The following is a 22,454-nucleotide window of genomic DNA, read 5'->3' as shown; positions in this document are numbered from 1 at the left end:
TCGGCAAGGCTTGACGGAGCCACCCGGAATTCCGGCGAGCCGCAGCCGCCCTCGCGGATAGGCTGTGCCCCATGTCTTCCGCACGCCTCACTCAGGGCGACGTTCTGCGCATGTCGTCCCTCTTCGTCCGTACCCTGCGCGAGGACCCGGCCGAGGCCGAGGTCGCCAGCCACAAGCTCCTCGTGCGGGCCGGGTACATCCGCCGGGCCGCCCCGGGCATCTACTCGTGGCTGCCGCTCGGCCTGCGCGTGCTGGCCAAGATCGAGGCGATCGTCCGCGAGGAGATGGTCGCGATCGGCGGCCAGGAGGTGCACTTCCCGGCGCTGCTGCCGCGGGAGCCCTACGAGGCGACCGGCCGCTGGGAGGAGTACGGCGCCGGCCTGTTCCGGCTCCAGGACCGCAAGGGCGGCGACTACCTCCTCGCGCCCACGCACGAGGAGATGTTCGCGCTCCTGGTCAAGGACCTGTACTCGTCGTACAAGGACCTGCCGGTCACGCTCTTCCAGATCCAGACCAAGTACCGCGACGAGGCGCGCCCCCGGGCCGGCCTGATCCGCGGGCGCGAGTTCATCATGAAGGACTCCTACTCCTTCGACGTCAAGGACGAGGGCCTGGACGTCAGCTACCAGAAGCACCGCGAGGCGTACGAGAAGATCTTCACGCGCCTGGGCCTGGAGTACGTGATCGTCTCCGCCATGTCGGGCGCCATGGGTGGCTCCCGCTCCGAGGAGTTCCTGAGCCCGTCCCCGATCGGCGAGGACACCTACGTGCGCTCCGCCGGCGGCTACGCCGCCAACGTGGAGGCCGTGGTCACGCCCGTCCCCGAGGCCATCCCGTACGACGACGCCCCCGCGGCGCACGTCGAGGACACCCCCGACACCCCCACGATCGCCACCCTCGTCGCCGTCGCGAACGAGAAGTTCCCGCGCCCCGACCGGCCCTGGACCGCCGCCGACACCCTGAAGAACGTGGTGCTCGCCCTGGTCCAGCCCGACGGGACCCGCGAGCTGCTCGTGGTCGGCCTGCCCGGCGACCGCGAGGTCGACCTCAAGCGCATCGAGGCCGCGCTGACGCCCGCCGAGCCCGAGGCCGCCACCGAGGAGGACTTCAAGAAGTTCCCGCAGCTGGTCAAGGGCTACATCGGCCCGCAGGCACTCGGCCCCCAGGGCGAGCAGATCGAGGTGGCCGACGGCGAGAAGGTCCCCGCGATCCGCTACCTCCTCGACCCCCGCGTGGTGCCCGGCACCCGCTGGATCACCGGCGCCAACGAGCCCGGCAAGCACGTGTTCGACCTCGTCGCCGGCCGTGACTTCACCGCCGACGGCACCGTCGAGGCCGCCGAGGTGCGCGCCGGCGACCCGGCTCCCGACGGCTCCGGCCCGCTGGAGCTCGCCCGCGGCATCGAGATGGGCCACATCTTCCAGCTCGGCCGCAAGTACGCCGAGGCCCTGGGCCTGGTCGTGCTCGACGAGAACGGCAAGCAGGCCGTGGTCACCATGGGCTCCTACGGCGTCGGCGTCACGCGGGCGCTCGCCGCGCTCGCCGAGGCCAACCACGACGAGCTCGGCCTGGCCTGGCCCGCCCACGTCGCCCCCGTGCACGTGCACCTGATCGCGACGGGCAAGGGCACCGAGGTGTATGAGGCCGCCGAGTCGATCGCGACCGAGCTCGCCGCCCGCGGCGTCGAGGTCCTCTACGACGACCGGCCCACCAAGGTCTCGCCGGGCGTGAAGTTCAAGGACGCCGAGCTGCTCGGTGCGCCGCTCGTCGTCGTGGTGGGCAAGGGCCTGGCCGACGGCCTGGTCGAGGTCAAGCCGCGCGCCGGCGAGGCGGAGCAGTTCCCCGTGGCCGACGTCGTGGACGCGGTGGCGGGGCGGGTCGAGGCCCTGCTCGCGTAGCCCCGGACAGGTTGTGGGCGGGATCGTTGTGGCTGTGCCCGCTCCAGGCGCAGCGATCACGCCCACAACCAAGGTGTCAGGCGCGCTCCGGCAGGCCCGGGAACGGCACTGCGGGGGCGCCCCACTGGGCGGCGGCCAGGGTGGTCTCGGTCAGGAGCGCGACGAGGATCGCGCGGGTCCCCGGTTCGGCGATGCCGACCAGCGTGGCGTAGTTCTGCGCCAGGTCGAGCTCGAGGTCGCGGGCGAGGTCCGTCGTGGTCGTGTCCGACCCGGGCACCGCGTAGGCGACGCGGCGCGGGTCCTGGTCGGTGTTGTCGATCCCGGCCACGAGCGCCCAGGCCTGGGCGCGTGCGCGGTGCACCTGCGCACGCTCGTACGCCCGGGTGCGGACCGTGCCGTCGGCCTGCGCCGCGCGCACCTCGAGCGCGTACCCGGCAGAGTCCTCGGCCAGGATCAGGGCACTCAGGTCCTCGGCCGACAGCCCGGTGGGGACGACGGCAGGTTCGGAACCGGCCGACGCCGGAGTCGCCGAGGCCTCGTCGGCCTCGCTCGGTTCGGCGCCGGGCTCGGCGGGCTCGGGAATCTGGGTGGAGGGGAGCGCGGGGCCCTCGGCGCCGGTGAGCTGCGCGAGGCTTCTCGCGTACTGCGTCTGCGACGTCGAGATCGAGGCGAGCAGCCGGCCCAGCGGCCCGAGCTGCGCCTGGTCGGCGGCGGCCCGGGTGCGGGTGGCGGCGTCGCGCAGCGACGTGACGACGGCGCGGGGCGTCTGCGCCAGGGTGCTCGCCGAGGGGGACGCGTCGGACTGTTCGGACAGGATGTCGCCCAGGCCGGAGTCGTACTCGCCCCCGAGCTGCTCCGCCTGCTCGATCGCGACCTCGGCGATGACGGTGAGCTCGGCCTCGATGTCCGCCCGGATCCCGTTGGACGCCGCGGCAGCCGTGGCCTGTTCGGCCACCAGCAGCGCGTCGGCGACGGCGGTGCGCCGGACCACCTCGGCCGCGTCCGGCACCGGCTCGGTCGGCGGCGGTGTCTCGAGCCGCAACCCGCAACCTGAGAGAATGATCGCGCAGGTCAGAGCCAGCGCGGTCACGCCTGACCGGCGTCGGGTGCGGGCCGTGCGGCCAAAGGGGTTCATCGTGGCCGATGATGCCATGTTCCGGAACCCGATTCGTGCCCGACCGATTGCGGTCGGGTCACGGACATCACGTTCTACGCGAAGTGCCGAGGTCCGGCGCTTCGTTACGCTTGACGCAGACAACAACAGCACATCGGTCGAACCGTTCCGGCTCGAACCGTGCCCCCGCACGTGGGGGAGCCGACGGGAGGCAGTCGATGACACAGCAGGCGGATGCGGTCCGCGAGGTCGTGGGACCGGTGGTCGAGGCCGCTGGGCTCCACCTCGAGGAGGTGAGCGCCACCCGGGCAGGCAGCAAGTCGGTCGTCCGGATCACCGTCGACCTGCCGGACGACGTCGTGGGCAGTCTGGACTCCGACGCCCTCGGCGACGCGTCACGCGTCATCTCCGCGGCGCTGGACACGGACGACGTCGTGCGCGGCGCGTACACGCTCGAGGTCTCGACGCCGGGCACGTCCCGGCCGCTGACCGAGCTGCGGCACTTCAAGCGCGCTCGGACCCGCCTGGTGACGCTCAGGCTGACCGACGGCGGCCGCGCCGAGGGCCGGCTGACCGACGTGCTCGCCGACGGCGACGGGAACGTCCTGGTGCTCGACGACGACCGGCGGATCCCGCTGGGCGACGTCGTCCGCGGCAAGGTCGAGGTCGAGCTGAAACGGCTCGACGACGCCCAGGATGCCGAGGCTCCGGAACTGGGCGAGAGTGCAGGTGAAGACACCTCCGAGTACTCGGACGGTGCCGGTACGGACAACACGACCGAGGGTCACCCCGGCCGCAACGAGGAAGGCTGACATGGACATCGACATGACCACGCTCCGGATGCTGGAGCGCGAGAGGGACCTCAGCCTGGACGTCCTCGTCGCGGCCATCGAGCAGGCGCTGCTCTCGGCCTACCACCGCACTCCCGACGCCTACAACCGGGCTCGCGTCGAGGTGGACCGCTCGTCGGGCCACGTCACGGTGTGGGCGCGCGAGGAGCTGCCCGGGGCAGAGGACCCCGAGGACCCGGAGACTCGCACCGCCGTGGAGTTCGGGCCCGAGTTCGACCACACGCCGCAGGACTTCGGCCGCATCGCGACCGCGACGGCCCGCCAGGTGATCGTCCAGCGGCTGCGCGACGCCGAGGACGACCAGGTCCTGGGCACCTTCCGCGGCAAGGAGGGCGAGGTCCTGGCCGGCGTCATCCAGCAGGGCCGCGACCCGCGCGTCGTGCTGGTGGACGTGGGTGGCACCGAGGCGGTGCTGCCGCCGCACGAGCAGGTGCCCACCGAGGAGTACGTGCACGGCGAGCGGCTGCGCGCCTACGTGGTCGAGGTCAGCCGCGGAATGAAGGGTCCCCAGATCACGTTGAGCCGTACGCACCCGAACCTCGTGCGCAAGCTCTTCGAGCTCGAGGTCCCGGAGATCGCGGACGGCTCGGTGGAGATCACCGCCATCGCCCGCGAGGCGGGGCACCGCACCAAGATGGCCGTGCGGTCCCGGGTGTCCGGGCTCAACGCCAAGGGCGCGTGCATCGGCCCGATGGGCGCCCGCGTGCGCGCGGTGATGGCCGAGCTGCACGGCGAGAAGATCGACATCGTGGACCACAGCGACGACCCCGCCGCGTTCGTGGCGAGCGCACTGTCGCCGGCACGTGTGTCGTCAGTCACAGTGGTCGACGCCGACGCGCGTGCCGCGCGGGCGATCGTGCCCGACTACCAGCTGTCCCTCGCGATCGGAAAAGAGGGGCAGAACGCGCGTCTCGCCGCGAAGCTGACGGGTTGGCGCATCGACATCCGCTCGGACGAGGCAGCGGACGCCGACGCAGGTGGCGCGGCCGCCGACGCGCAGGGCGGCCGGTAACGCCCGGTGGGTCGGCGCGGTAGACTGTCTGAGTCTGGGCCACGTGCCCGTCTTTCGACCTGCCTCGCACCTGATTCGGGCCAACCCGTCATGGGTCCGGTGCGCACGTGCGTCGGATGCCGGGGGCGCGACCAGCGGTCTGCACTCCTGCGTCTGGTGCTGGGCTCTTCGGTAGATGATGACGTGGCCCAGCCACGGCGCATCATCGTCGATGTCCGTGCCTGCCTGCCGGGTCGCGGTGCCTGGGTCCACCCGGAGCCGCAGTGCCTGGAGCTCGCTGAGCGTCGCAGGGCCGTACCGCGCGCACTGCGCGTCGACGGGCCTCTCGACCTCGGCGAGGTACGAGCACACCTCGGCCAGTGAGTGCATCAACCGCAGGACTGTTCCGACCGGACGCAACCGTGCGTCGGGCCGAATTATGCGATTCGTCGACAAGGAAGCGGGTCAGACGCCGATGGGCACCCGATGAGCCCCCAGCGATGAGTACTCAGTACTAACGGTGGTCCTCCCTGTCCCGGGACGGACCGAGACAGGAGAGTTGTGGCTAAAGTCCGCGTCTACGAGCTCGCTAAGGAGCTCGGAGTGGAAAGCAAGACCCTGCTTGGCGAGCTGAAGTCGGCAGGCGAGTACGTTCGCTCGGCGTCGTCGACGCTCGAGCCGCCCGTCGTGCGGCGCATGCGCGACAAGTTCCCCGCCGGTGGCGCTGCCGGCCCGTCCGACAAGGACGCAGCGGCGAAGTCTCCCGCGAAGAGCGCGCCGAAGCCCGCCGCGAAGCCCGCGGTCCGGAAGCCGGCCGAGCCGGCTCCCGCGCCTACCCCGGCTCCGGCACCCAAGACAGAGGCTGCGCCCGCACCGGCGCCTGCCCCGGCACCGAGCCCTGCGCCGGAGGCACCCGCCCCGGCACCGGCTCCGGCACCCGAGCAGACCCCGCTGGCGCCTGCGGCGTCGGCCACGCCTACCGCGGCTCCCAAGCCCGGTGCACCGAAGCCCGCCGCTGCCGCGCCCAAGCCTGGCGCGCCGAAGCCGGCCGCCGCAGCGCCCTCGGGCGCACGTCCGGGGCGCGACGGCGGCCGTGGCGGCCGTCCCGGCGGCGGCAACCCGCGTCCGGGCAACAACCCCTTCGCGACCAGCCAGGGCATGCCCCGTCCCGGTGGCGGCCGTGGCGCTCGCCCGGCGGCGGGCGGCAGCGACCGTCCGGGTGGCGACCGTCCCGGTGGCGGTAACCCGCGTCCGGGCAACAACCCGTTCGCGACCAGCCAGGGCATGCCGCGTCCGGGGCAGCGCCCCGAGCGCACCGATGCCCCCAGCGGCGAGCGCTCGGGCGGTCCTCGCCCGGGTGGCCCGCGTCCCTCCGCGCCCCGTCCCGGTGGTAGCGGTGGCGCCGGCCCGCGCCCGAACCCCGGCATGATGCCGGGCAAGACCAACATGCCGCGTCCGGGCGACCGTCCGGCCCCGGGTGGCGGTCGTGGCCGCCCCGGTGGCGGCGGCGGTGGCCGTCCCGGTCCTGGTGGCGCCGGCGGTGCCGGTGCAGGCGCTCCGGGTCGTCCCGGTGGCGGCGGCGGTGGCGGCTTCGGCGGCCCGCGTCGTGGTGCCGGCGGTCGTGGTGCGACGCAGGGTGCCTTCGGGCGCGCCGGCGGCAAGCCGGTCCGCGGGCGTAAGTCGCGTCGGGCGAAGCGCCAGGAGTTCGAGGCCATGCAGGCCCCGTCGCTCGGTGGCGTGCAGGTCCCTCGCGGCAACGGCAACACCGTCGTCCGGCTGCGCCACGGCGCGTCGCTGAACGACTTCGCCGACAAGATCGACGCGAACCCCGCGGCGCTCGTGACCGTCCTGTTCCACCTGGGCGAGATGGCCACGGCCACGCAGTCGCTCGACGAGGACACGTTCGGCACGCTGGCCACCGAGCTCGGCTACCAGATCGAGATGGTCTCGGCCGAGGAGGAGGACCGCGAGCTGCTCGGGTCGTTCGACATCGACCTGGAGGCCGAGGAGGCCGACGAGTCCGACGACGACCTCGCCATCCGTCCGCCGGTCGTGACCGTCATGGGTCACGTCGACCACGGTAAGACGAAGCTGCTGGACGCGATCCGCAAGTCGGACGTGGTGGCGGGCGAGCACGGCGGGATCACGCAGCACATCGGTGCGTACCAGATCACGCACGAGCACGAGGGCACCGAGCGTGCCATCACGTTCATCGACACCCCGGGCCACGAGGCGTTCACCGCCATGCGTGCCCGTGGTGCGCAGGTCACGGACATTGCGATCCTCGTGGTCGCGGCCGACGACGGCGTGATGCCGCAGACGGTCGAGGCCGTGAACCACGCGCAGGCAGCTGGTGTGCCGATCGTGGTGGCGGTCAACAAGATCGACGTCGAGGGTGCGAACCCGGCGAAGGTGCGTCAGCAGCTCACCGAGTACAACCTGGTGGCCGAGGAGTACGGCGGCGACACGATGTTCGTCGACGTCGCGGCGAAGCCGGGCATCGGTATCGACAACCTCATCGAGGCCGTCCTGCTGACCGCTGACGCGGCTCTGGACCTGCGGGCCAACCCGTCGAAGGACGCGCGCGGTGTCGCGATCGAGGCGAACCTCGACAAGGGTCGCGGTCCGGTGGCGACGGTGCTGGTCCAGTCCGGCACGCTGCACGTCGGCGACGCGATCGTCGCGGGCACGGCCTACGGCCGCGTCCGTGCGATGTTCGACGAGCACGGCAACTCGGTCGAGGCGGCCACCCCGGCTCGCCCGGTCCAGGTGCTGGGTCTCACCAGCGTCCCGGGCGCCGGCGACACGTTCCTCGTGGCGCCGGACGACCGCACCGCCCGCCAGATCGCCGAGAAGCGTCAGGCGGCGGAGCGCGCAGCGACGCTGGCCAAGCGCCGCAAGCGGATCAGCCTCGAGGACTTCGACTCCGAGCTCAAGAAGGGCAAGGTCGAGAGCCTCAACCTCATCCTCAAGGGCGACGTGTCCGGTGCCGTCGAGGCACTGGAGGACGCGCTGCTCAAGATCGATGTGGGCGAGGAGGTCGAGCTGCGCGTCATCCACCGTGGTGTGGGTGCGATCACGCAGAACGACGTCAACCTGGCCACGGTCGACAGCGCCGTGATCATCGGCTTCAACGTGAAGTACGGCGAGCGCGTCGAGGAGCTGGCGGAGCGCGAAGGCGTGGACGTCAAGTTCTACTCGGTCATCTACCAGGCGATCGAGGACGTCGAGGCGGCCCTCAAGGGCATGCTCAAGCCGGAGTACGAGGAGGTCCAGCTCGGGACCGCGGAGATCCGCCAGGTCTTCCGTTCCTCGAAGTTCGGCAACATCGCCGGTTCGGTGGTCCGCTCGGGCACCATCCGCCGCAACTCGAAGGCGCGTGTGCTCCGCAACGGCACGGTGGTGGGCGACAACCTCACGATCGAGTCGCTGCGTCGCGAGAAGGACGACGTCACTGAGGTCCGCGAGGGCTTCGAGTGCGGTATCGGTCTCGGGTCGTTCAACGACGTCACCGAGGGCGACACCATCGAGACGTTCGAGATGCGCGAGAAGCCGCGCGACTGACGCTGATGGCTCATTGAGTGCGGGGCATCCGCCCGGCCGGCTCGTCCGGACCGGGCGGATGCCCCGCACTCACGCTGAAAGGACTAATTCATGGTCGACAATCCGCGGGCGCGTAAGCTCGCCGACCGCATCAAGGTGATCGTCGCGCAGATGATCGACACGCGGATCAAGGATCCGCGGCTCGGTTTCATGACGGTCACGGACGTCCGGGTGACCGGTGACCTGCAGAACGCCTCGGTGTTCTACACGGTCTACGGCTCGGACGAGGAGCGGGCGGACACCGCCGCGGCGCTCAAGAGCGCCACGGGCCTGATCCGCTCGGAGGTGGGCAAGCAGACGGGTATCCGCCTGACGCCCACCCTCGAGTTCCACCTCGACTCCGTCCCGGACACGGCCGCAAACCTCGACGCCGCGCTCATCGAGGCCCGCAAGCGCGACGCCGAGCTCGAGGCGCTGCGTGCCGGGGCCCGGTACGCGGGCGACGAGGACCCGTACAAGAAGCCGCGCGAGGACGACGCCGAGGTCGAGTGACCTCGGACCCCACGCTCGCGCACGACATCGACGCCGCCCGCCGCCTGACCCGGACGTTCACGCCCCGGTCAGGCCGGGCGGCGTCGTGCGCCGCGCGTCGCGTCCGACACGCGGGATACTGATACCCATGACTTCGCCCACCTCGCACGCCCCGGTGCGCCGTCCGACGGCCGCCGACGGGTTCGTCGTCGTCGACAAGCCCGAGGGCTGGACCAGCCACGACGTCGTCGGGCGGATGCGACGCCTGGCCGGGACCCGCAAGGTCGGCCACGCCGGGACGCTGGACCCGATGGCGACGGGCGTGCTCGTGCTCGGGATCGGCAGGGCGACCCGCCTGCTCACCTACGTGGTGGGCGCGGACAAGGACTACGACGCCACGATCCGGCTCGGCGTGGCCACGACCACCGACGACGCCGAGGGCGTGATCGCCTCCGTGGCTGACCCGGACGCCGTCGGGCGGGTGGACCGGGCCGCGCTGGACGCCGCGATCGCGGACCTCACGGGCGACATCCTGCAGGTCCCCACGTCGGTGTCCGCGATCAAGGTGGACGGCAAGCGCGCGTACGCGCGCGTCCGGGCAGGGGAGGAGGTCGCGCTGCAGGCGCGACCGGTCACGGTGTCCCGGTTCGACGTCCTGGACGTGCGCCCGGGGACGACGGCGGTGCCGGACGGCGACCCGGCCGACACCTACGTCGACGGTCCAGTGGCCGACGATCCGACGGGCGCCGGTCCCTCAGACCCAAGCTCCGCCGCGCGGCCAGGCGTGGCGCCCACCGCAGCGGAACCGGGGAACGGCCCCACCCGGGACGTGCCCGTCGTCGACGTCGACGTGCGCGTGACTGTCTCCTCCGGGACCTACGTACGCGCCCTGGCGCGCGACCTCGGCGCCGCGCTCGGCACCGGCGGGCACCTGACGATGCTGCGCCGCACCCGGGTGGGCGGCTACGACCTGGCGGGTGCCCGCACGCTGGAGCAGCTGGAGGCCCAGGCCGACGCCGACGGCACGCTCGCCACGCTCCCGCTGGCAGACGCGGCCCGCGGCACCTTCCCGGTGCGTGAGCTCGACGAGGTGGAGGTGCGCGCGCTCGGCTACGGCCAGTGGGTGGAGCCGTCGGGGCGCTCCGACGTGGTGGCGGCGCTGTCGCCGTCAGGCGTGCTGGTGGCGCTGCTGGAGGACACGAAGCGCCGCGGCGAGAACCTCGCCAAGCCGGTGCTGGTGCTCGCGCCGGCGACCTGAGCCGGCCCGGGCACCAGCACCGGGTCAGGCCGGATCGGGCAGTACCGCGGCTCGGCGTGCGCTGCCGGTCGCGCGCGCGTGGCCCACGAGCGAGAGCAGCACGCCCGCCGCGGTCCAGACGGCCAGTGCCAGCCACGCCTGGGACGCGTCGGCGTCGGGGAAGTAGGAGACGTCGCGCAGCAGCGTCGCGCTGGCGCCCGGCGGCAGCCACTGGCCGATCGCCCCCCAGTGCCAGGGCAGGAACTCGGTGGGCATCGCGGCGCCCGAGATCGGGTTGCCGACCAGCATCATGATCACCGGTCCCAGGGCGATGCCGGGGCGCCCGAGGACCGCAACGAACCCGGTGATGGGGGCAGCGATGGCGGCGATCGCCAGGATCAGGGCGCCGGCCTCGAGCAGCCAGTCGCCCTGGAGCGAGCCGAACCAGAAGTGCAGGATCCCCACGAGGAGCGCGCCGCCGACCACCGAGTAGACGGTGACGGCGAGCACGCGGCGCAGGGCGCCGGACACGGCGATCGAGATGCCGATGCCGCCGATCATGCCGCCCAGCAGCAGCGGGAAGAGGGCGGCGGTGAAGCCGGTCCCGCGCGGGTCGTCGGCGGACAGAGGGACCACGTCGGTCACCGTGACCTGCGGGACCTCGGGGATCTCCGGCGCCTCGGCCTCGCCAGACGGCGGCGCCTGCGGCTGCTCGCCCTGCGCCGCTGCCTCGAGCGCCTCCTGGACCGCGGTCCGGACCGCCTCGGCGGCCTGGGCCTGCGCTGACGCGAGCGCCTCGGCGATCGCGGCGTCGGCCTGCGCCTGGATGCCCTGCTGCATCTGGGCGCCCAGCTGCGTCATGAGCTGGTGGGTGACACCGCTGGCCGCCGACGCGGTGAGGATCTCCGGCGCCTCGCCCGCCGCGACGTCGCCCAGCACGATGCCGCCGTAGACCTCGCGGGTCTCTATGGCCTCGACAGCTGCGTCTCGGTCGTCCACCTCGATCAGGTCGACGGCGCCGGGCTGCTGCTCGGTGAGGGTGTCGCGGAGGGTCGCGACGGCGTTGTCGGACCCGACGACGGCGACCGGCAGGTCCTTCGGCTCCGACGTGACCGCCGGCCACGAGAAGGCGAGCACGAACACGGTGAGGACGAGGGTGAGCGCGACGGCGATGCCGATCACGCGGCCTGCAGGGGTGTGCGGCGCTGGTGCGTCCTGGGACATGGGGGGATGCTCCGTCTCAATAAAAACGAACGCTCGTTCTTTATGGAGAACCATGCTCCGCGACCGTATGCTTGTCAATCGCCCCGGGCGCCGACCCGGGCCTGACGGGAGGTGGCCGGTGCCGAAGATCAGTGACGCTCGTCGGGACGCCCGCCGTAACCAGATCCTTGAGGCCGCCCAGCGTGCGTTCGCGGCCAAGGGCTACCAGCACACCTCGATGGCCGAGGTGATCGCTGAGGCAGAGCTGTCGACCGGCGCCGTCTACGGCTACTTCGACGGCAAGCGCGACCTGTTCGCGGCGGTGGCCAAGCAGGTACTGGGCCGTCGGAACGCGGACCTCGTCGCGGCGGCGGCCGACGGCAGCCCGCCCGCCCCTGCGGAGGTGCTGGAGATCGTGCTCGACGGCACACGCTCCGAGGGCCTTGACCTGCGGCTCCTGGTGCAGCTGTGGGGCGAGGCGACGGTGGACCCCGAGATGCGAGACGTGGTGAACGCCGGGGTCAAGGTCCTTGGGGGCGCCTTCAGGGCGGCCCTGCGACGCTGGTTCGAAGTGCATCCGGAGCACGCACCCGACGGTGCCGACGTGGCCGCGGAGAACCTGGTGCCGGTGCTCATGGGCATGGGGCAGGGGTTCATCTTCCAGTCGGCCATGCTCGACGGCTTCGACTCTCGGGCATATCTGGACGGCGCGCGGCGGATCCTGCCGCACTGACCGCCCGGAACCGCCGTCGCGCCGAGCGTAGGGCATCCCCGGGCTCCGGCTAGGCTTGACGACTGGTGCGGGACGTCGCGTGTGAGCGACCGTTGCACCCGCGCCACCCGATTCATGAGGAGCTACCCGCGTGCAGCTGTGGACGGACCTGGAACAGGTTCCCCCGGGATTCGGGCCATCAGTGGTGACGATCGGCAACTTCGACGGCGTCCACCGCGGCCACCAGGCGGTGCTCGACCGCATCCTCCGGCTCGCCCGGAGCGACGCGGCCAGCGCCGTCGCTGTGACGTTCCATCCGCACCCGTCGGCGGTACACCGACCTGACGCGGCGCCTGAGCTGATCACTGGCCTGGAGGACCGGCTGGCGCTCATGGAGCGCACGGGCCTCGACGCGACCCTGCTGGTGAACTACACCCTCGACTTCGCGGCCCAGACGCCCGAGGAGTTCGTCGCCCGGTACCTCGTGGACGGCCTCGGCGCCCGCACCGTGGTGGTGGGGCACGACGTGCGCTTCGGCAAGCAGAACGCCGGCACGCTGGCCACGATGGTCGAGCTCGGCGGGCAGCACGGGTTCGAGGTCGTCGCCATCGAGGACGTGGGGGACTCGGGTGCCGAGGGCGACGGGCACCAGCGCTGGTCGTCGACGGCGGTGCGCGCGCTGCTCGCGGAGGGCGACGTCGACCAGGCCGCCGACGTGCTGGGCCGCCCGCACCTCGTGCGCGGCACCGTCGTGCACGGCGATGCCCGGGGCCGTGAGATGGGCTTCCCGACCGCCAATCTGGGTGACATCACCGGGCTCGTCCCGGCCGACGGCGTCTACGCCGGCTGGCTGCGTCGCGGCACGGCCGCGACCTGCGCGAGCCTCGCCCGGCCCGAGCGCGACCGGGCAGCGGTGTCCGGAGCTGGGCTGGGGCAGGAGGAGATCCTGCCCGCCGCGATCTCCGTCGGCACCAACCCGACGTTCGACGGCGTGGAGCGCCGCGTCGAGGCGTACGTGCTGGACCGCACCGACCTCGACCTGTACGACCAGACGGTCGCGCTCGAGTTCGTGGCCCACCTGCGGCCCACGCTCCGGTTCGACGGCATGGAGCCGCTCATCGCCCAGATGAACGACGACGTGGCGCGCGCCCGGAAGATCCTGCGGCCGTAGGGCGAAGATGTGCCCGGTAAACTAAGATTGGATCTTAGTAAGATTCAATCTTAGTTTGGGGCAAGGGTGCAGTTTCACGGACGTGACTCGGATCTGCGGCGTCTCAACGGCCTGCTGGACGGTATCGAGACAGGAGCGGGGACCACGCGTGGCAGGGCCCTGATCGTGACCGGCCGCCGCCGCGTCGGTAAGTCGCGCCTCGCGCAGGAGTTCTGCGATCGCACCGGTCGCGAGTACGTCGTGTTCCAGGCGACGCGGGGACGCAATCCGATGGCCGAGCGGCGAGAGTTCCTCGCGACGCTCACTCAGTCGAGCCTGCAGGCCCCCGCCTTGTTCGCGCACCTGAGCCCGCCGGACTGGAACGGCACTCTGCGCGCGCTCGCCGAGCTCCTGCCGGACGACAGGCCCACGGTCGTCGTTCTTGACGAAGTCCCTTGGCTGGTCCAGCAAGATGCCGAGTTCGAAGGAGCGCTCCAGACCGTCTGGGATCAATACCTGTCGCGCAAGCCCGTGCTGCTGCTCCTCATCGGCAGCGACCTGTCGGTCATGGAAGCGCTGCAGACCTACGGCCGACCGTTCTTCGGGCGGGCGACCAAGATCGACATCGCGCCGCTGAACGTGGCTGACGTCCAGATGATGGCGGGCCTGGATGCGGCGGACGCGATCGACGCTCACCTGATCACCGGTGGTTTTCCCGAGATCGTCCAGACCTGGGCGCCCGGCATGTCGCGAGTGGAATTTCTCCGCGGGGCGCTCGACGTTCCGCTCTCACCGCTTCTTGTTGCCGGCGAGCTCTCCCTGCTCGGTGAGTTCCCGGAGTCTTCGCGCAGCAGGGCCATCCTGGAAGCGATCGGTGACGGCGAGCGGACGTTCTCTGCCATCGCTGCCGCAGCAGGGAGCTCGGGATCTTTGCCGGCCGGCACCCTGAACCCGCTGCTCAGGACACTGGAGGCCAAGCGGATCGTCGAGACCGACTTCCCGCTGTCGACGTCGTCGGACACGAAGAACAAGCGGTATCGCCTCGGTGACCCCTACCTGCACTTCTGGCTTGCATTTCTCCGCCGGGCGATTCCTCTCGTCGAACGCGGGCGTGGGGACGTGGCTCTCGATCGGATCGAGCGGTCGTGGACCACATGGCGTGGCCGGGCCGTGGAGCCGCTCGTCCGGGAGTCGTTGATGCGGCTCCTGCTGGACTCCGAATGGCCGGAGGTCGAGGCGGTCGGCGGCTGGTGGAACCGGCAGAACAATCCCGAGGTCGATCTGGTGGGCGTGGACCGCACTCCTACGGCACGAAAGGTCGAGTTCATCGGATCGGTGAAGTGGTACGAGGCCGACACCTTCGGAACGCATGAGTTCGACGATCTCGCCCGAGCGCGCGGCGCCGTACCGGGAACCGACTCCGACACGCCGCTTGTCGCAGTCGCCCGGAGCGGCTTCGAGGCCGGGCTTCCCCTGGCCGCGCGCTGGGGGCCGGACGAGATCGTCGGGGCCTGGCGATGAAGTTCATCGCGCGGGAGATCTTCCGGCAGCTGGCGCGTTGAGGTGGACATGACGTTCCTCGAGCTGTCCGATCTGGTCGTCGGGTACGGCGGCAACGCCGTCTGCGCGCCCGTCAGCCTCACGCTGGGCGCGGGCGACATCGTCGCGGTGATCGGCGCCAACGGCACCGGCAAGTCGACCCTCCTGCGCACGGTGCTCGGCCTGCAGGAGCCGCTGTCCGGGAAGGCCAGCGCCTTCGGCCGGGTCGTGGACGAGCGGGAGCGGCAGTTCCGCGCACGCGTCGCCGGCGTGCTGGACGACGACGCGTTCTTTCCGGGCGTGACCGTCCGCGAGCACCTCGTGCTCACCGCCCGCGGCCACGGCGTGCCCGAAGCGGGCGCCGTCACCGACCGCGTGCTCGACCACGTGGGCATCGCCGGGCACGGCAGTGCCATGCCGCACACCCTGTCGTCCGGGCAGCGCCGCCGGTTCCTGCTGGCGAGCGCCCTGGTGCGGCCGCGGGACCTGCTCGTGCTCGACGAGCCGGAGCAGCGACTCGACACCGCCATGCGCGCACGGCTCGGCGACACGCTGCGTGCGGAGGCCGACGCAGGCACGGCGGTCCTGTTCGCCACGCACGACGACCGGCTCCTCGCCGCGACCGGTGCGAGCGCGCTGCACCTGTCGGACGACGACGCCGTGCTGCTGCGGCCGTCCGACGCGCCCGGTGTGCTGGCGGGCTTCCGGTGACGGGCGAGGCTGCCGATGCCGGGATCGACGACGCCGCGCCAGGGCGCCCGCGGCTCGTCGGCGTCGACGACGAACGCTTCACCGGCGCCGAGCTGCGTCGTCTGACCGCGCGGGTCCGGGCGCACAACCTGCCGACCGATCCGGGCCGGGTGGCGTTGGACGTCGGCGAGGTGGTGATCTCGCTCGCGCTCGTCGCGCTGTACGTGTGGGGGTTCGGCGCCCCCGTGCGGGAGCTGCTCGAGTCCGACGCCACCCGGTTCGGGCTCGGGCCTGGCCTGGTCCAGGCCCTGGTGCTCGCCCTCGCGGTGGTCGCGGGCGCGGTGCTCGCGCTGCGTCTGGGGCCGGCGGGCCTGCCTGCCGCCGGGGTGCGCTGGTGGGTCCCGACCCCGGCCGACCGGGCTGGGCTGGTCTCGCCCTCTGTGGTCCGCTCGGTGCTCGTCGGGGTCGGCGCGGGGCTGGTCGTGGGCGGTGTGCCCGCGGCCTTCGTGGGTGTCGGCCTCGCCGGGATCGCTGCGGACGCCGCGCTCGGCGGGTCGCTCGGGCTCGTCGTCGTAGCGGGGGCGGGCGTGCTGCAGGTGACGGGCGGGGCGTCGGGCAGCTGGCTGGGCAGGGTGCTCGAAGTCCTGCTCGCTGCGGTGCCGGTGGCCGGCCTCGGCCTCGCGCTGTGGGCCCCCGCATGGGGCGCCTGGGCCGTGCCGTGGGACGTGCCCGCGGCGCTGGGCGTGGCCGGTGGCGTCGCCCTCGTGGCCTGGGCGAGACGCCTGGACCGGCTCCGGGCCGGCGAGCTGCGCGCCCGCGCGTCGGCGACCATGCAGGCCTCGGCGGCCCTGCTCTCGCTCGACGGCGGCGGCGTGACCCGGGCCCTGGGCGCGGGGCCGACGGCGTCGCGCGCCTTCCGCTGGGTGCCGGGGACCGCGCGCGGCCCGGTCAGTGCTCTGCTGGCGGCCGACGCCACCCTCCTGTTGCGCTCGCCCGCCGCCCTCGCCGGACTGGTCGCGCTGGCCGCCGCCGGGGCCGTGGCCGTGCAGGTGCCCGTGCTCTCCGCCGGGATCGGGCTGTGGGCGGTCCTCGCCTGCGTGGGGTACGCCGGGGCGCTCTCGGGCGCCGGAGGGCTACGGGCGGCGGGGGAGAACCCGCGCCTGGACTCCCTGGTGCCGCTGGGCGCCCGGACCACGCGCGCCGTCCGCACGGTATGGCCGGTGCTGGCCGCCGTCGTCGTGCTGGTGCTTGTCGCGGTGGTGAGCGGCGGTGGGCAGTGGATCGCGGTGGCCGCCCCCGCCGCCGTCGTGCTCGGGGCGGCTGCGGTCCGGGCGGCCTACCGCGGGCCGGTGCCGTGGGACGTGCCGATGAGCGCCACGCCGGCCGGGGCCTTCCCGACGGGGCTGGTGCTGCACCAGCTGAAGGGGCCGGACGTGGCGCTGCTCGGCACCATCCCGCTCGCGTGGGCGGTGGTGTCGGGCGTGACGCCGGGGCTCGTCGTCGCGCAGGTGACGGCCGCTGTTCTGGCCGTGTACCGCGCCTCCCGCTGACTCCGCCGGGGGATTCACCCACGCGAATCGGTACGCGGCCGCGGCTCGCGCCCCTCCGTGTCAGGTGGATGACCTTCACCCCAGCGAAGGAGTTACCAATGGTCCAGAATCCGAACGGGGGCGGCAGCCTGGCGCAGTCGCCGGCCGGCCGCACGGTTCGTCGTATCGGGCACGGCGGTGTGTTCGTGCCCGCCGACGTCAACGTGAACGCTCAGGCGGTCTCGCGCGACAGCACGGCGACGCTCATGCCGCGCACCGAGGAAGCGGTGCGTCGCGACCTGCGCGAGCGCCGGTTCGACGCGACGACGTCGTTCGACTACCTGCTGCGCAACCTGGCCGAGAACTTCCCTGATGGGCATCTGCCCGATGGCGAGCACCTCGATGCGACCCGGGCCGCTCTAGTGCGGCTCGGCGCCGGCATGATCGAGTCGGCGCCGGGACCTGCGCCGGCTCCTGGAGCGCCGCCGGCGCCCCCGCGCGACTCCACGATCCCGTCGATCTACACCTATTGGGGTCAGTTCATCGACCACGACATCACGCTCAATACGAACGGCCCCGACGACGGCACCGGACCGCACGGCGACCAGGCCCTCGGCGACATCGTGAGCGAGCCGTTCCGTGCGTTCGAGCCGGACGACGTCCGGAGCAGTCTGCACAACGGGCGCGTCCCGCTGCTCGATCTCGACAGCCTGTACGGCTCGGGCCCGCGGTTCGAGGGCGAGAAGGACCGCGGCACCACCCGGAGCGAGGCCGCTTACGTGCCCGGCTCGGCCAAGCTGCGGCTCGGCCGGATCGGCACCGACCCCATCGGGCCGTTCTCGCTCGTGGCACCCGGTGACGACCCGCAGCGCGACCTGCCGCGCAGCGCGGAGCCGGGCAGCGAGCGCATGCCGCTGATCCCGGACAGCCGCAACGACGAAAACCTCGTGGTGGCGCAGTTCCACGTGGCGATGATCCGGTTCCACAACGCCGTCGTGGACTGGGTGGCCCAGCACGAGCCGTGGTCCGCCACGACCGAGCGCGAGCTGTTCGACCGCGCGCAGCAGCTCGTCCGGTTCCACTACCAGTGGCTGGTGGTGCACGACTACCTGCGTACCCTCACCAAGCCCGGTGTGCTCGACTCCGTCCTGGCCACGGGGCCGAGGCTGTTCCGGCCCGCGCGCCGGGTGGCGATGCCGCTGGAGTTCGCAGTGGCGGCGTTCCGGTTCGGGCACTCGATGGTGCGCGGCGCCTACGACTTCAACGTCAACTTCACGGGGAACGGTCCCGGCGGGGTGGCGAGGCTCGAGGATCTGTTCCGGTTCACCGGCAACGGTGGGCTCGCGCCCGAGGGCCTGGGCCCGTTCCCCGCCCTGCCGTCGAACTGGCCCGTCGAGTGGCCCCGGCTCACTGACAAGGGCGACCCCCTGACGTTCCGCATGGCTCGCAAGATCGACCCGTTCCTGGCGGACGGCCTCGGCGATCTGCTCAACGAGGGCAACTCGGCCCCCGAACCCATCAAGGAGTTGCTCAAGCATCTCGCGAAGCGCAACCTGCTGCGCGGGTACATGCTGGCGATCCCTACGGGGGAGGCGGTGGCCCAGGAGCTGCGGGTCCGTCCGCTCACTCCGGAGCAGCTCCGGCAGAACGCGTCGCCCGAGGTGGTGGCGGCGCTCGACGACCTCGACGGCACGCCCCTGTGGTACTACGTGCTCAAGGAGGCCGAGGTCCAGGGCAACGGCAACTTCCTGGGCGAGGTCGGCAGCCGCATCCTCGTGGAGACGTTCCTTTACCTGCTGCGGCTGGACGACGAGTCGTTCATGCGCCGCCCCGGTCGCGACTGGACGCCGGCCTACGGCGTCCGGTTCGAGGACCGGCGCCTCATCACGACGATCCCGGACCTCCTGGCGTTCGCGGGAGTCTTCCCGATCGGCCGGGACGCCGCCGGAGAGCCGGAGTTCCGCCGCGCCGGCGACGGCTACGCGGGGCACGACGGGGCGTGAGGCCCGCACCGGCGCAACGCATCCAACTGGTACGTTGCGCCGGTGACGGCTGAGTCGTGGCGCCCCGACATCGAGTTGGAGATGCTCCCCGGACGGTCGGTCCATGACTGGGACCGGATCCTCCGGAGGCTGTATCGCATCGGCGTTCCCGGGCTGCTCGTGTTCATCGGCCTGGCTGGCAGCATGGTGGCGCTTTCTCAGTTCGATGGCCTCAGGTACGGGCCGTGGATCTGGTGGGTCGCCGGGATCGTCGGGCTTCCGTCGTGGCTTGCGGGAGGCGTCATGATCGTGGGTGGGCGCATGGTCCTCCCCCTGCGAGCAAACTGCGCGGATTCGGAGCGGGCTCTCGGTTACTCGACGGCGAAGTACGAACCCAACTTCATGGTGACGCCACCTGAGGTCGACTACGTCGACAGCGAGACCGGGCGGGTCGTAAAGCTGGCTCGCGAGCCGTGGCTCACTGAGGACGAGTATTCGGACCGGCTGAGCCAGATCCGTGCTTCATATGGAGACCCGAGCGTTCACCGCAGGGGGCGTTGAGAAGGCGCAGGAGCGGAGCTCAAGATGTTCCTCGGCGTGTGCGGGTGACGTCACAGCTTGCGGGGCGGCCGTCGTCGGGCGGCAGGGCCCAGCACTGGTAATGTTGTATCGCCGTCAGAACGGCCGCGGATCCAGAGCGCCCCGGTGAATGAGTCCCGGAGCACCGCGCAACAACACCGAAGGAGAGCCATGCCGCTCGACACTGCCACCAAGCAGCAGATCATTTCCGAGTACGGAACCAAGCCGGGCGACTCGGGTTCGCCGGAGGTGCAGATCGCGCTCCTCACGCAGCGCATCAAGGACCTGACCGAGCACCTGAAGGAGCACAAGCACGACCACCACAGCCGTCGTGGTCTGCTGCTCCTCGTGGGCCAGCGCCGTCGTCTCCAGGGTTACCTCAAGGGGATCGACATCGAGCGCTACCGCGCACTGGTCGACAAGCTCGGCCTGCGCCGCTGACCATCCCACCTCCCAGCCCGGCCCCCATGCGGGGGCCGGGCTGGTCTGGTGAGATGCTGTAGCAGTACAACAGCTTGACCACGCCGCCCGTGACCTCGTCCGGTCCTCGGTAGTGGCTTCCCGAACGCCCCGCTCGCGAGCGGGGGTTCGGTAGGCCTCGATCGATGACCGCCAGGCACGGGGGCGTTCCAAGAGAACACACCCAACAGAAGGAGGGCACCCGTGGAGGGTCCCGAGATCCAGTTCGCCGAGGCCGTTATCGACAACGGTCGCTTCGGCACCCGTACCGTCCGGTTCGAGACCGGACGCCTCGCCAAGCAGGCCGCCGGCGCAGTCGCCGCGTACCTCGACGGCGAGACCATGCTGCTGTCGACCACCGCGGCCGGCAAGCACCCCAAGGACCAGTTCGACTTCTTCCCGCTGACGGTGGACGTCGAGGAGCGGATGTACGCCGCGGGCCGTATCCCCGGCTCGTTCTTCCGCCGCGAGGGCCGCCCGTCGACCGACGCGATCCTGACCTGCCGCCTGACCGACCGTCCGCTGCGCCCCCTGTTCGTCAAGGGCCTGCGCAACGAGGTCCAGATCGTCATCACGGTCATGGCGCTGCACCCCGACGACGCGTACGACACGCTGGCGATCAACGCCGCGTCGGCGTCGACCCAGATCTCCGGCCTGCCGTTCGACGGCCCGGTCGGCGCGGTCCGCATCGCGCTGGTCGACGGCCAGTGGGTCGCGTTCCCCAAGTACTCCGACAAGGAGCGCGCGGTCTTCGACATGGTCGTGGCCGGCCGTGTCGTCGGTGACGACGTCGCGATCGCCATGATCGAGGCCGAGGCCACCGACAACGCCTGGACCCTCATCAAGAACGAGGGTGTCGCGGCTCCGAACGAGGCGGTCGTCGCCGAGGGCATCGAGGCGGCCAAGCCGTTCATCAAGGCCCTGTGCGACGCTCAGGCAGCGCTCGCCGCGCAGTCCGCCAAGGAGACGCAGGAGTTCCCGCTCTTCCCGGACTACCAGGACGACGCCTTCGCCGCCGTCGAGGCGGCCGTGGCCGCGCCGACGCGCGACGCGCTCACCGTCGCGGACAAGCAGCAGCGCGAGAACACCCTCGACGAGATCAAGGCCGGCCTGCATGAGCAGCTCGACGCCCAGTTCGAGGGTCGCGAGAAGGAGCTGTCGGCTGCCTTCCGCTCGCTGCAGAAGAAGCTCGTCCGTCAGCGCGTGCTGACCGACGGCGTCCGCATCGACGGCCGCGGGCTCGCGGACATCCGCACCCTCTCGGCCGAGGTCGAGGTGCTGCCCCGCGTGCACGGCTCCGCCATCTTCGAGCGCGGCGAGACCCAGATCCTGGGTGTCACCACGCTGAACATGCTCCGCATGGAGCAGCAGATCGACTCGCTCGGTCCGGAGACGCGCAAGCGCTACATGCACAACTACAACTTCCCGCCGTACTCGACCGGTGAGACGGGCCGCGTGGGCAGCCCGAAGCGCCGCGAGATCGGCCACGGCGCGCTCGCCGAGCGTGCCCTGGTCCCGGTCCTGCCGAGCCGCGAGGAGTTCCCGTACGCGATCCGCCAGGTGTCCGAGGCTCTCGGCTCGAACGGTTCGACCTCCATGGGTTCCGTGTGCGCGAGCACGCTGTCCCTGCTGAACGCCGGTGTGCCGCTGCGCGCGGCGGTCGCCGGTATCGCGATGGGCCTCGTGTCCGACACCGTGGACGGCGAGACCCGCTACGCCGCGATGACGGACATCCTGGGCGCCGAGGACGCGTTCGGCGACATGGACTTCAAGGTCGCCGGTACCAAGGAGTTCGTCACCGCCATCCAGCTCGACACCAAGCTCGACGGCATCCCCGCCTCGGTGCTGGCCGCCGCGCTGGGCCAGGCCCGCGACGCCCGCCTGACCATCCTCGAGGTGCTCGACGAGGCGATCGACACGCCCGACGAGATGTCCCCGAACGCCCCGCGCGTCATCACGGTGAAGGTCCCCGTCGACAAGATCGGCGAGGTCATCGGGCCGAAGGGCAAGATGATCAACCAGATCCAGGAGGAGACGGGCGCGGACATCTCCATCGAGGACGACGGCACGGTCTACATCGGTGCCACCGACGGCCCTTCGGCCGAGGCCGCCCGCGCGGCGATCAACGCGATCGCCAACCCGCACGTCCCCGAGGTGGGCGAGCGGTTCGTCGGAACCGTCGTCAAGACGACGTCGTTCGGCGCCTTCATCTCGCTCTCCCCGGGCAAGGACGGTCTGCTGCACATCAGCCAGATCCGCAAGCTCGTGGGCGGCAAGCGCGTCGAGAACGTCGACGACGTCCTGTCCATCGGCCAGAAGGTCCAGGTCGAGATCGGCGAGATCGACCCGCGGGGCAAGCTGTCGCTGGTCGCCGTCACCGACGAGGAGGCGTCCGCCGACGCCGCCGAGCCGGCCGCCGAGGCCACCGCACCCGCGGACGCCTGAC

Annotated in this window: 18 protein-coding genes; 16 read left to right on the top strand and 2 right to left on the bottom strand. The window is 71.8% G+C overall.

Translation table 11 applies throughout. From position 1 onward, the window contains the following. Window positions 1–71 precede the first annotated feature (71 nt). Complete coding sequence (locus tag C8K30_RS01090; RefSeq protein ID WP_233256902.1) at window positions 72–1,898, top strand: proline--tRNA ligase; 1,827 nt, start codon at window positions 72–74, stop codon at window positions 1,896–1,898. 76 nt (window positions 1,899–1,974) lie between these two features. Here C8K30_RS01090 and C8K30_RS01085 read toward each other — a convergent pair whose 3' ends face one another. Continuing rightward, on the bottom strand, window positions 1,975–2,940 hold the full coding sequence (locus C8K30_RS01085; RefSeq protein ID WP_108491051.1) for a DUF4439 domain-containing protein: 966 nt from the start codon (window positions 2,938–2,940) through the stop codon (window positions 1,975–1,977). A 290-nt stretch (window positions 2,941–3,230) separates the two neighbouring features. Here C8K30_RS01085 and rimP point away from each other — a divergent pair, with 290 nt between their 5' ends. The 6 genes from rimP to truB all read left to right on the top strand — a co-directional run bounded on the left by rimP (window position 3,231) and on the right by truB (window position 10,186). Further along, entirely contained in the window at window positions 3,231–3,824 is a 594-nt protein-coding gene (gene rimP / locus C8K30_RS01080) for a ribosome maturation factor RimP (RefSeq protein ID WP_165919416.1), read from the top strand. A 1-nt stretch (window position 3,825) separates the two neighbouring features. Beyond that, a complete protein-coding gene (gene nusA / locus C8K30_RS01075) occupies window positions 3,826–4,875 on the top strand; it encodes a transcription termination factor NusA (RefSeq protein WP_108491050.1) in 1,050 nt (349 codons plus the stop codon). A 90-nt stretch (window positions 4,876–4,965) separates the two neighbouring features. Further along, the gene (locus C8K30_RS01070; protein WP_108491049.1) at window positions 4,966–5,238 is read left to right on the top strand and encodes a YlxR family protein; all 273 of its coding nucleotides are present in this window, start codon (window positions 4,966–4,968) and stop codon (window positions 5,236–5,238) included. 177 nt (window positions 5,239–5,415) lie between these two features. Further along, the gene (infB, locus tag C8K30_RS01065; protein ID WP_108491048.1) at window positions 5,416–8,418 is read left to right on the top strand and encodes a translation initiation factor IF-2; all 3,003 of its coding nucleotides are present in this window, start codon (window positions 5,416–5,418) and stop codon (window positions 8,416–8,418) included. 90 nt (window positions 8,419–8,508) lie between these two features. Beyond that, window positions 8,509–8,949, top strand: coding sequence for a 30S ribosome-binding factor RbfA (gene rbfA / locus C8K30_RS01060; RefSeq protein ID WP_108491047.1), 441 nt, complete (start codon window positions 8,509–8,511; stop codon window positions 8,947–8,949). Between the two features lie 127 nt (window positions 8,950–9,076). Further along, window positions 9,077–10,186 carry a tRNA pseudouridine(55) synthase TruB gene (gene truB, locus C8K30_RS01055; RefSeq protein WP_108491046.1) on the top strand — a complete coding sequence of 370 codons (1,110 nt, stop codon included), beginning with the start codon at window positions 9,077–9,079 and terminating at the stop codon, window positions 10,184–10,186. 24 nt (window positions 10,187–10,210) lie between these two features. Here the strand turns inward: truB and C8K30_RS30175 are convergent, their stop codons facing one another. Then, entirely contained in the window at window positions 10,211–11,389 is a 1,179-nt protein-coding gene (locus C8K30_RS30175) for an ABC transporter permease (RefSeq protein ID WP_158280894.1), read from the bottom strand. A gap of 118 nt (window positions 11,390–11,507) precedes the next feature. On the opposite strand from C8K30_RS30175, the gene C8K30_RS30590 reads away from it, so the two are divergent. From C8K30_RS30590 to C8K30_RS01015, 9 genes are all read left to right on the top strand, one after another. Continuing rightward, entirely contained in the window at window positions 11,508–12,101 is a 594-nt protein-coding gene (locus C8K30_RS30590) for a TetR/AcrR family transcriptional regulator (protein WP_158280893.1), read from the top strand. 130 nt (window positions 12,102–12,231) lie between these two features. Further along, the gene (locus C8K30_RS01045) at window positions 12,232–13,251 is read left to right on the top strand and encodes a bifunctional riboflavin kinase/FAD synthetase (RefSeq protein ID WP_108491044.1); all 1,020 of its coding nucleotides are present in this window, start codon (window positions 12,232–12,234) and stop codon (window positions 13,249–13,251) included. Window positions 13,252–13,317: 66 nt separating this feature from the next. Next, a complete protein-coding gene (locus C8K30_RS01040; protein ID WP_108491043.1) occupies window positions 13,318–14,751 on the top strand; it encodes an ATP-binding protein in 1,434 nt (477 codons plus the stop codon). A 48-nt stretch (window positions 14,752–14,799) separates the two neighbouring features. After that, the gene (locus C8K30_RS01035) at window positions 14,800–15,480 is read left to right on the top strand and encodes an ABC transporter ATP-binding protein (protein ID WP_108491042.1); all 681 of its coding nucleotides are present in this window, start codon (window positions 14,800–14,802) and stop codon (window positions 15,478–15,480) included. Next, window positions 15,477–17,009, top strand: a complete 1,533-nt coding sequence (locus C8K30_RS30170) for a DUF6297 family protein (RefSeq protein ID WP_146197293.1) — start codon at window positions 15,477–15,479, stop codon at window positions 17,007–17,009. The genes C8K30_RS01035 and C8K30_RS30170 overlap by 4 nt, the downstream gene beginning before the upstream one ends. Before the next feature lie 98 nt (window positions 17,010–17,107). After that, the gene (locus C8K30_RS01030) at window positions 17,108–18,991 is read left to right on the top strand and encodes a heme peroxidase family protein (protein ID WP_158280892.1); all 1,884 of its coding nucleotides are present in this window, start codon (window positions 17,108–17,110) and stop codon (window positions 18,989–18,991) included. A 42-nt stretch (window positions 18,992–19,033) separates the two neighbouring features. Further along, window positions 19,034–19,531 carry a hypothetical protein gene (locus tag C8K30_RS01025; protein WP_108491040.1) on the top strand — a complete coding sequence of 166 codons (498 nt, stop codon included), beginning with the start codon at window positions 19,034–19,036 and terminating at the stop codon, window positions 19,529–19,531. A gap of 189 nt (window positions 19,532–19,720) precedes the next feature. Further along, window positions 19,721–19,990 (top strand): 30S ribosomal protein S15, encoded by a 270-nt coding sequence (gene rpsO / locus C8K30_RS01020; RefSeq protein ID WP_020016810.1) that lies wholly within the window; start codon window positions 19,721–19,723, stop codon window positions 19,988–19,990. Between the two features lie 222 nt (window positions 19,991–20,212). Next, window positions 20,213–22,453 (top strand): polyribonucleotide nucleotidyltransferase, encoded by a 2,241-nt coding sequence (locus tag C8K30_RS01015; RefSeq protein ID WP_108491039.1) that lies wholly within the window; start codon window positions 20,213–20,215, stop codon window positions 22,451–22,453. Window position 22,454 lies beyond the last annotated feature (1 nt).

Source organism: Promicromonospora sp. AC04 (assembly GCF_003058225.1).
Lineage (GTDB): Bacteria > Actinomycetota > Actinomycetes > Actinomycetales > Cellulomonadaceae > Promicromonospora.
Note: the sequence above shows the minus strand (reverse complement) of the source record. Positions and strands in the feature narration are given on the sequence as shown.

Excerpts from the sequence above, each read along its gene's own strand:
- C8K30_RS01090 (WP_233256902.1), top strand. The coding sequence starts at position 72 with ATGTCTTCCGCACGCCTCACTCAGGGCGACGTTCTGCGCATGTCGTCC.
- rimP (WP_165919416.1), top strand. The coding sequence starts at position 3,231 with ATGACACAGCAGGCGGATGCGGTCCGCGAGGTCGTGGGACCGGTGGTC.
- nusA (WP_108491050.1), top strand. The coding sequence starts at position 3,826 with ATGGACATCGACATGACCACGCTCCGGATGCTGGAGCGCGAGAGGGAC.
- C8K30_RS01070 (WP_108491049.1), top strand. The coding sequence starts at position 4,966 with ATGGGTCCGGTGCGCACGTGCGTCGGATGCCGGGGGCGCGACCAGCGG.
- rbfA (WP_108491047.1), top strand. The coding sequence starts at position 8,509 with ATGGTCGACAATCCGCGGGCGCGTAAGCTCGCCGACCGCATCAAGGTG.
- truB (WP_108491046.1), top strand. The coding sequence starts at position 9,077 with ATGACTTCGCCCACCTCGCACGCCCCGGTGCGCCGTCCGACGGCCGCC.
- C8K30_RS30175 (WP_158280894.1), bottom strand. The coding sequence starts at position 11,389 with ATGTCCCAGGACGCACCAGCGCCGCACACCCCTGCAGGCCGCGTGATC.
- C8K30_RS01035 (WP_108491042.1), top strand. The coding sequence starts at position 14,800 with ATGACGTTCCTCGAGCTGTCCGATCTGGTCGTCGGGTACGGCGGCAAC.
- C8K30_RS01030 (WP_158280892.1), top strand. The coding sequence starts at position 17,108 with ATGGTCCAGAATCCGAACGGGGGCGGCAGCCTGGCGCAGTCGCCGGCC.
- rpsO (WP_020016810.1), top strand. The coding sequence starts at position 19,721 with ATGCCGCTCGACACTGCCACCAAGCAGCAGATCATTTCCGAGTACGGA.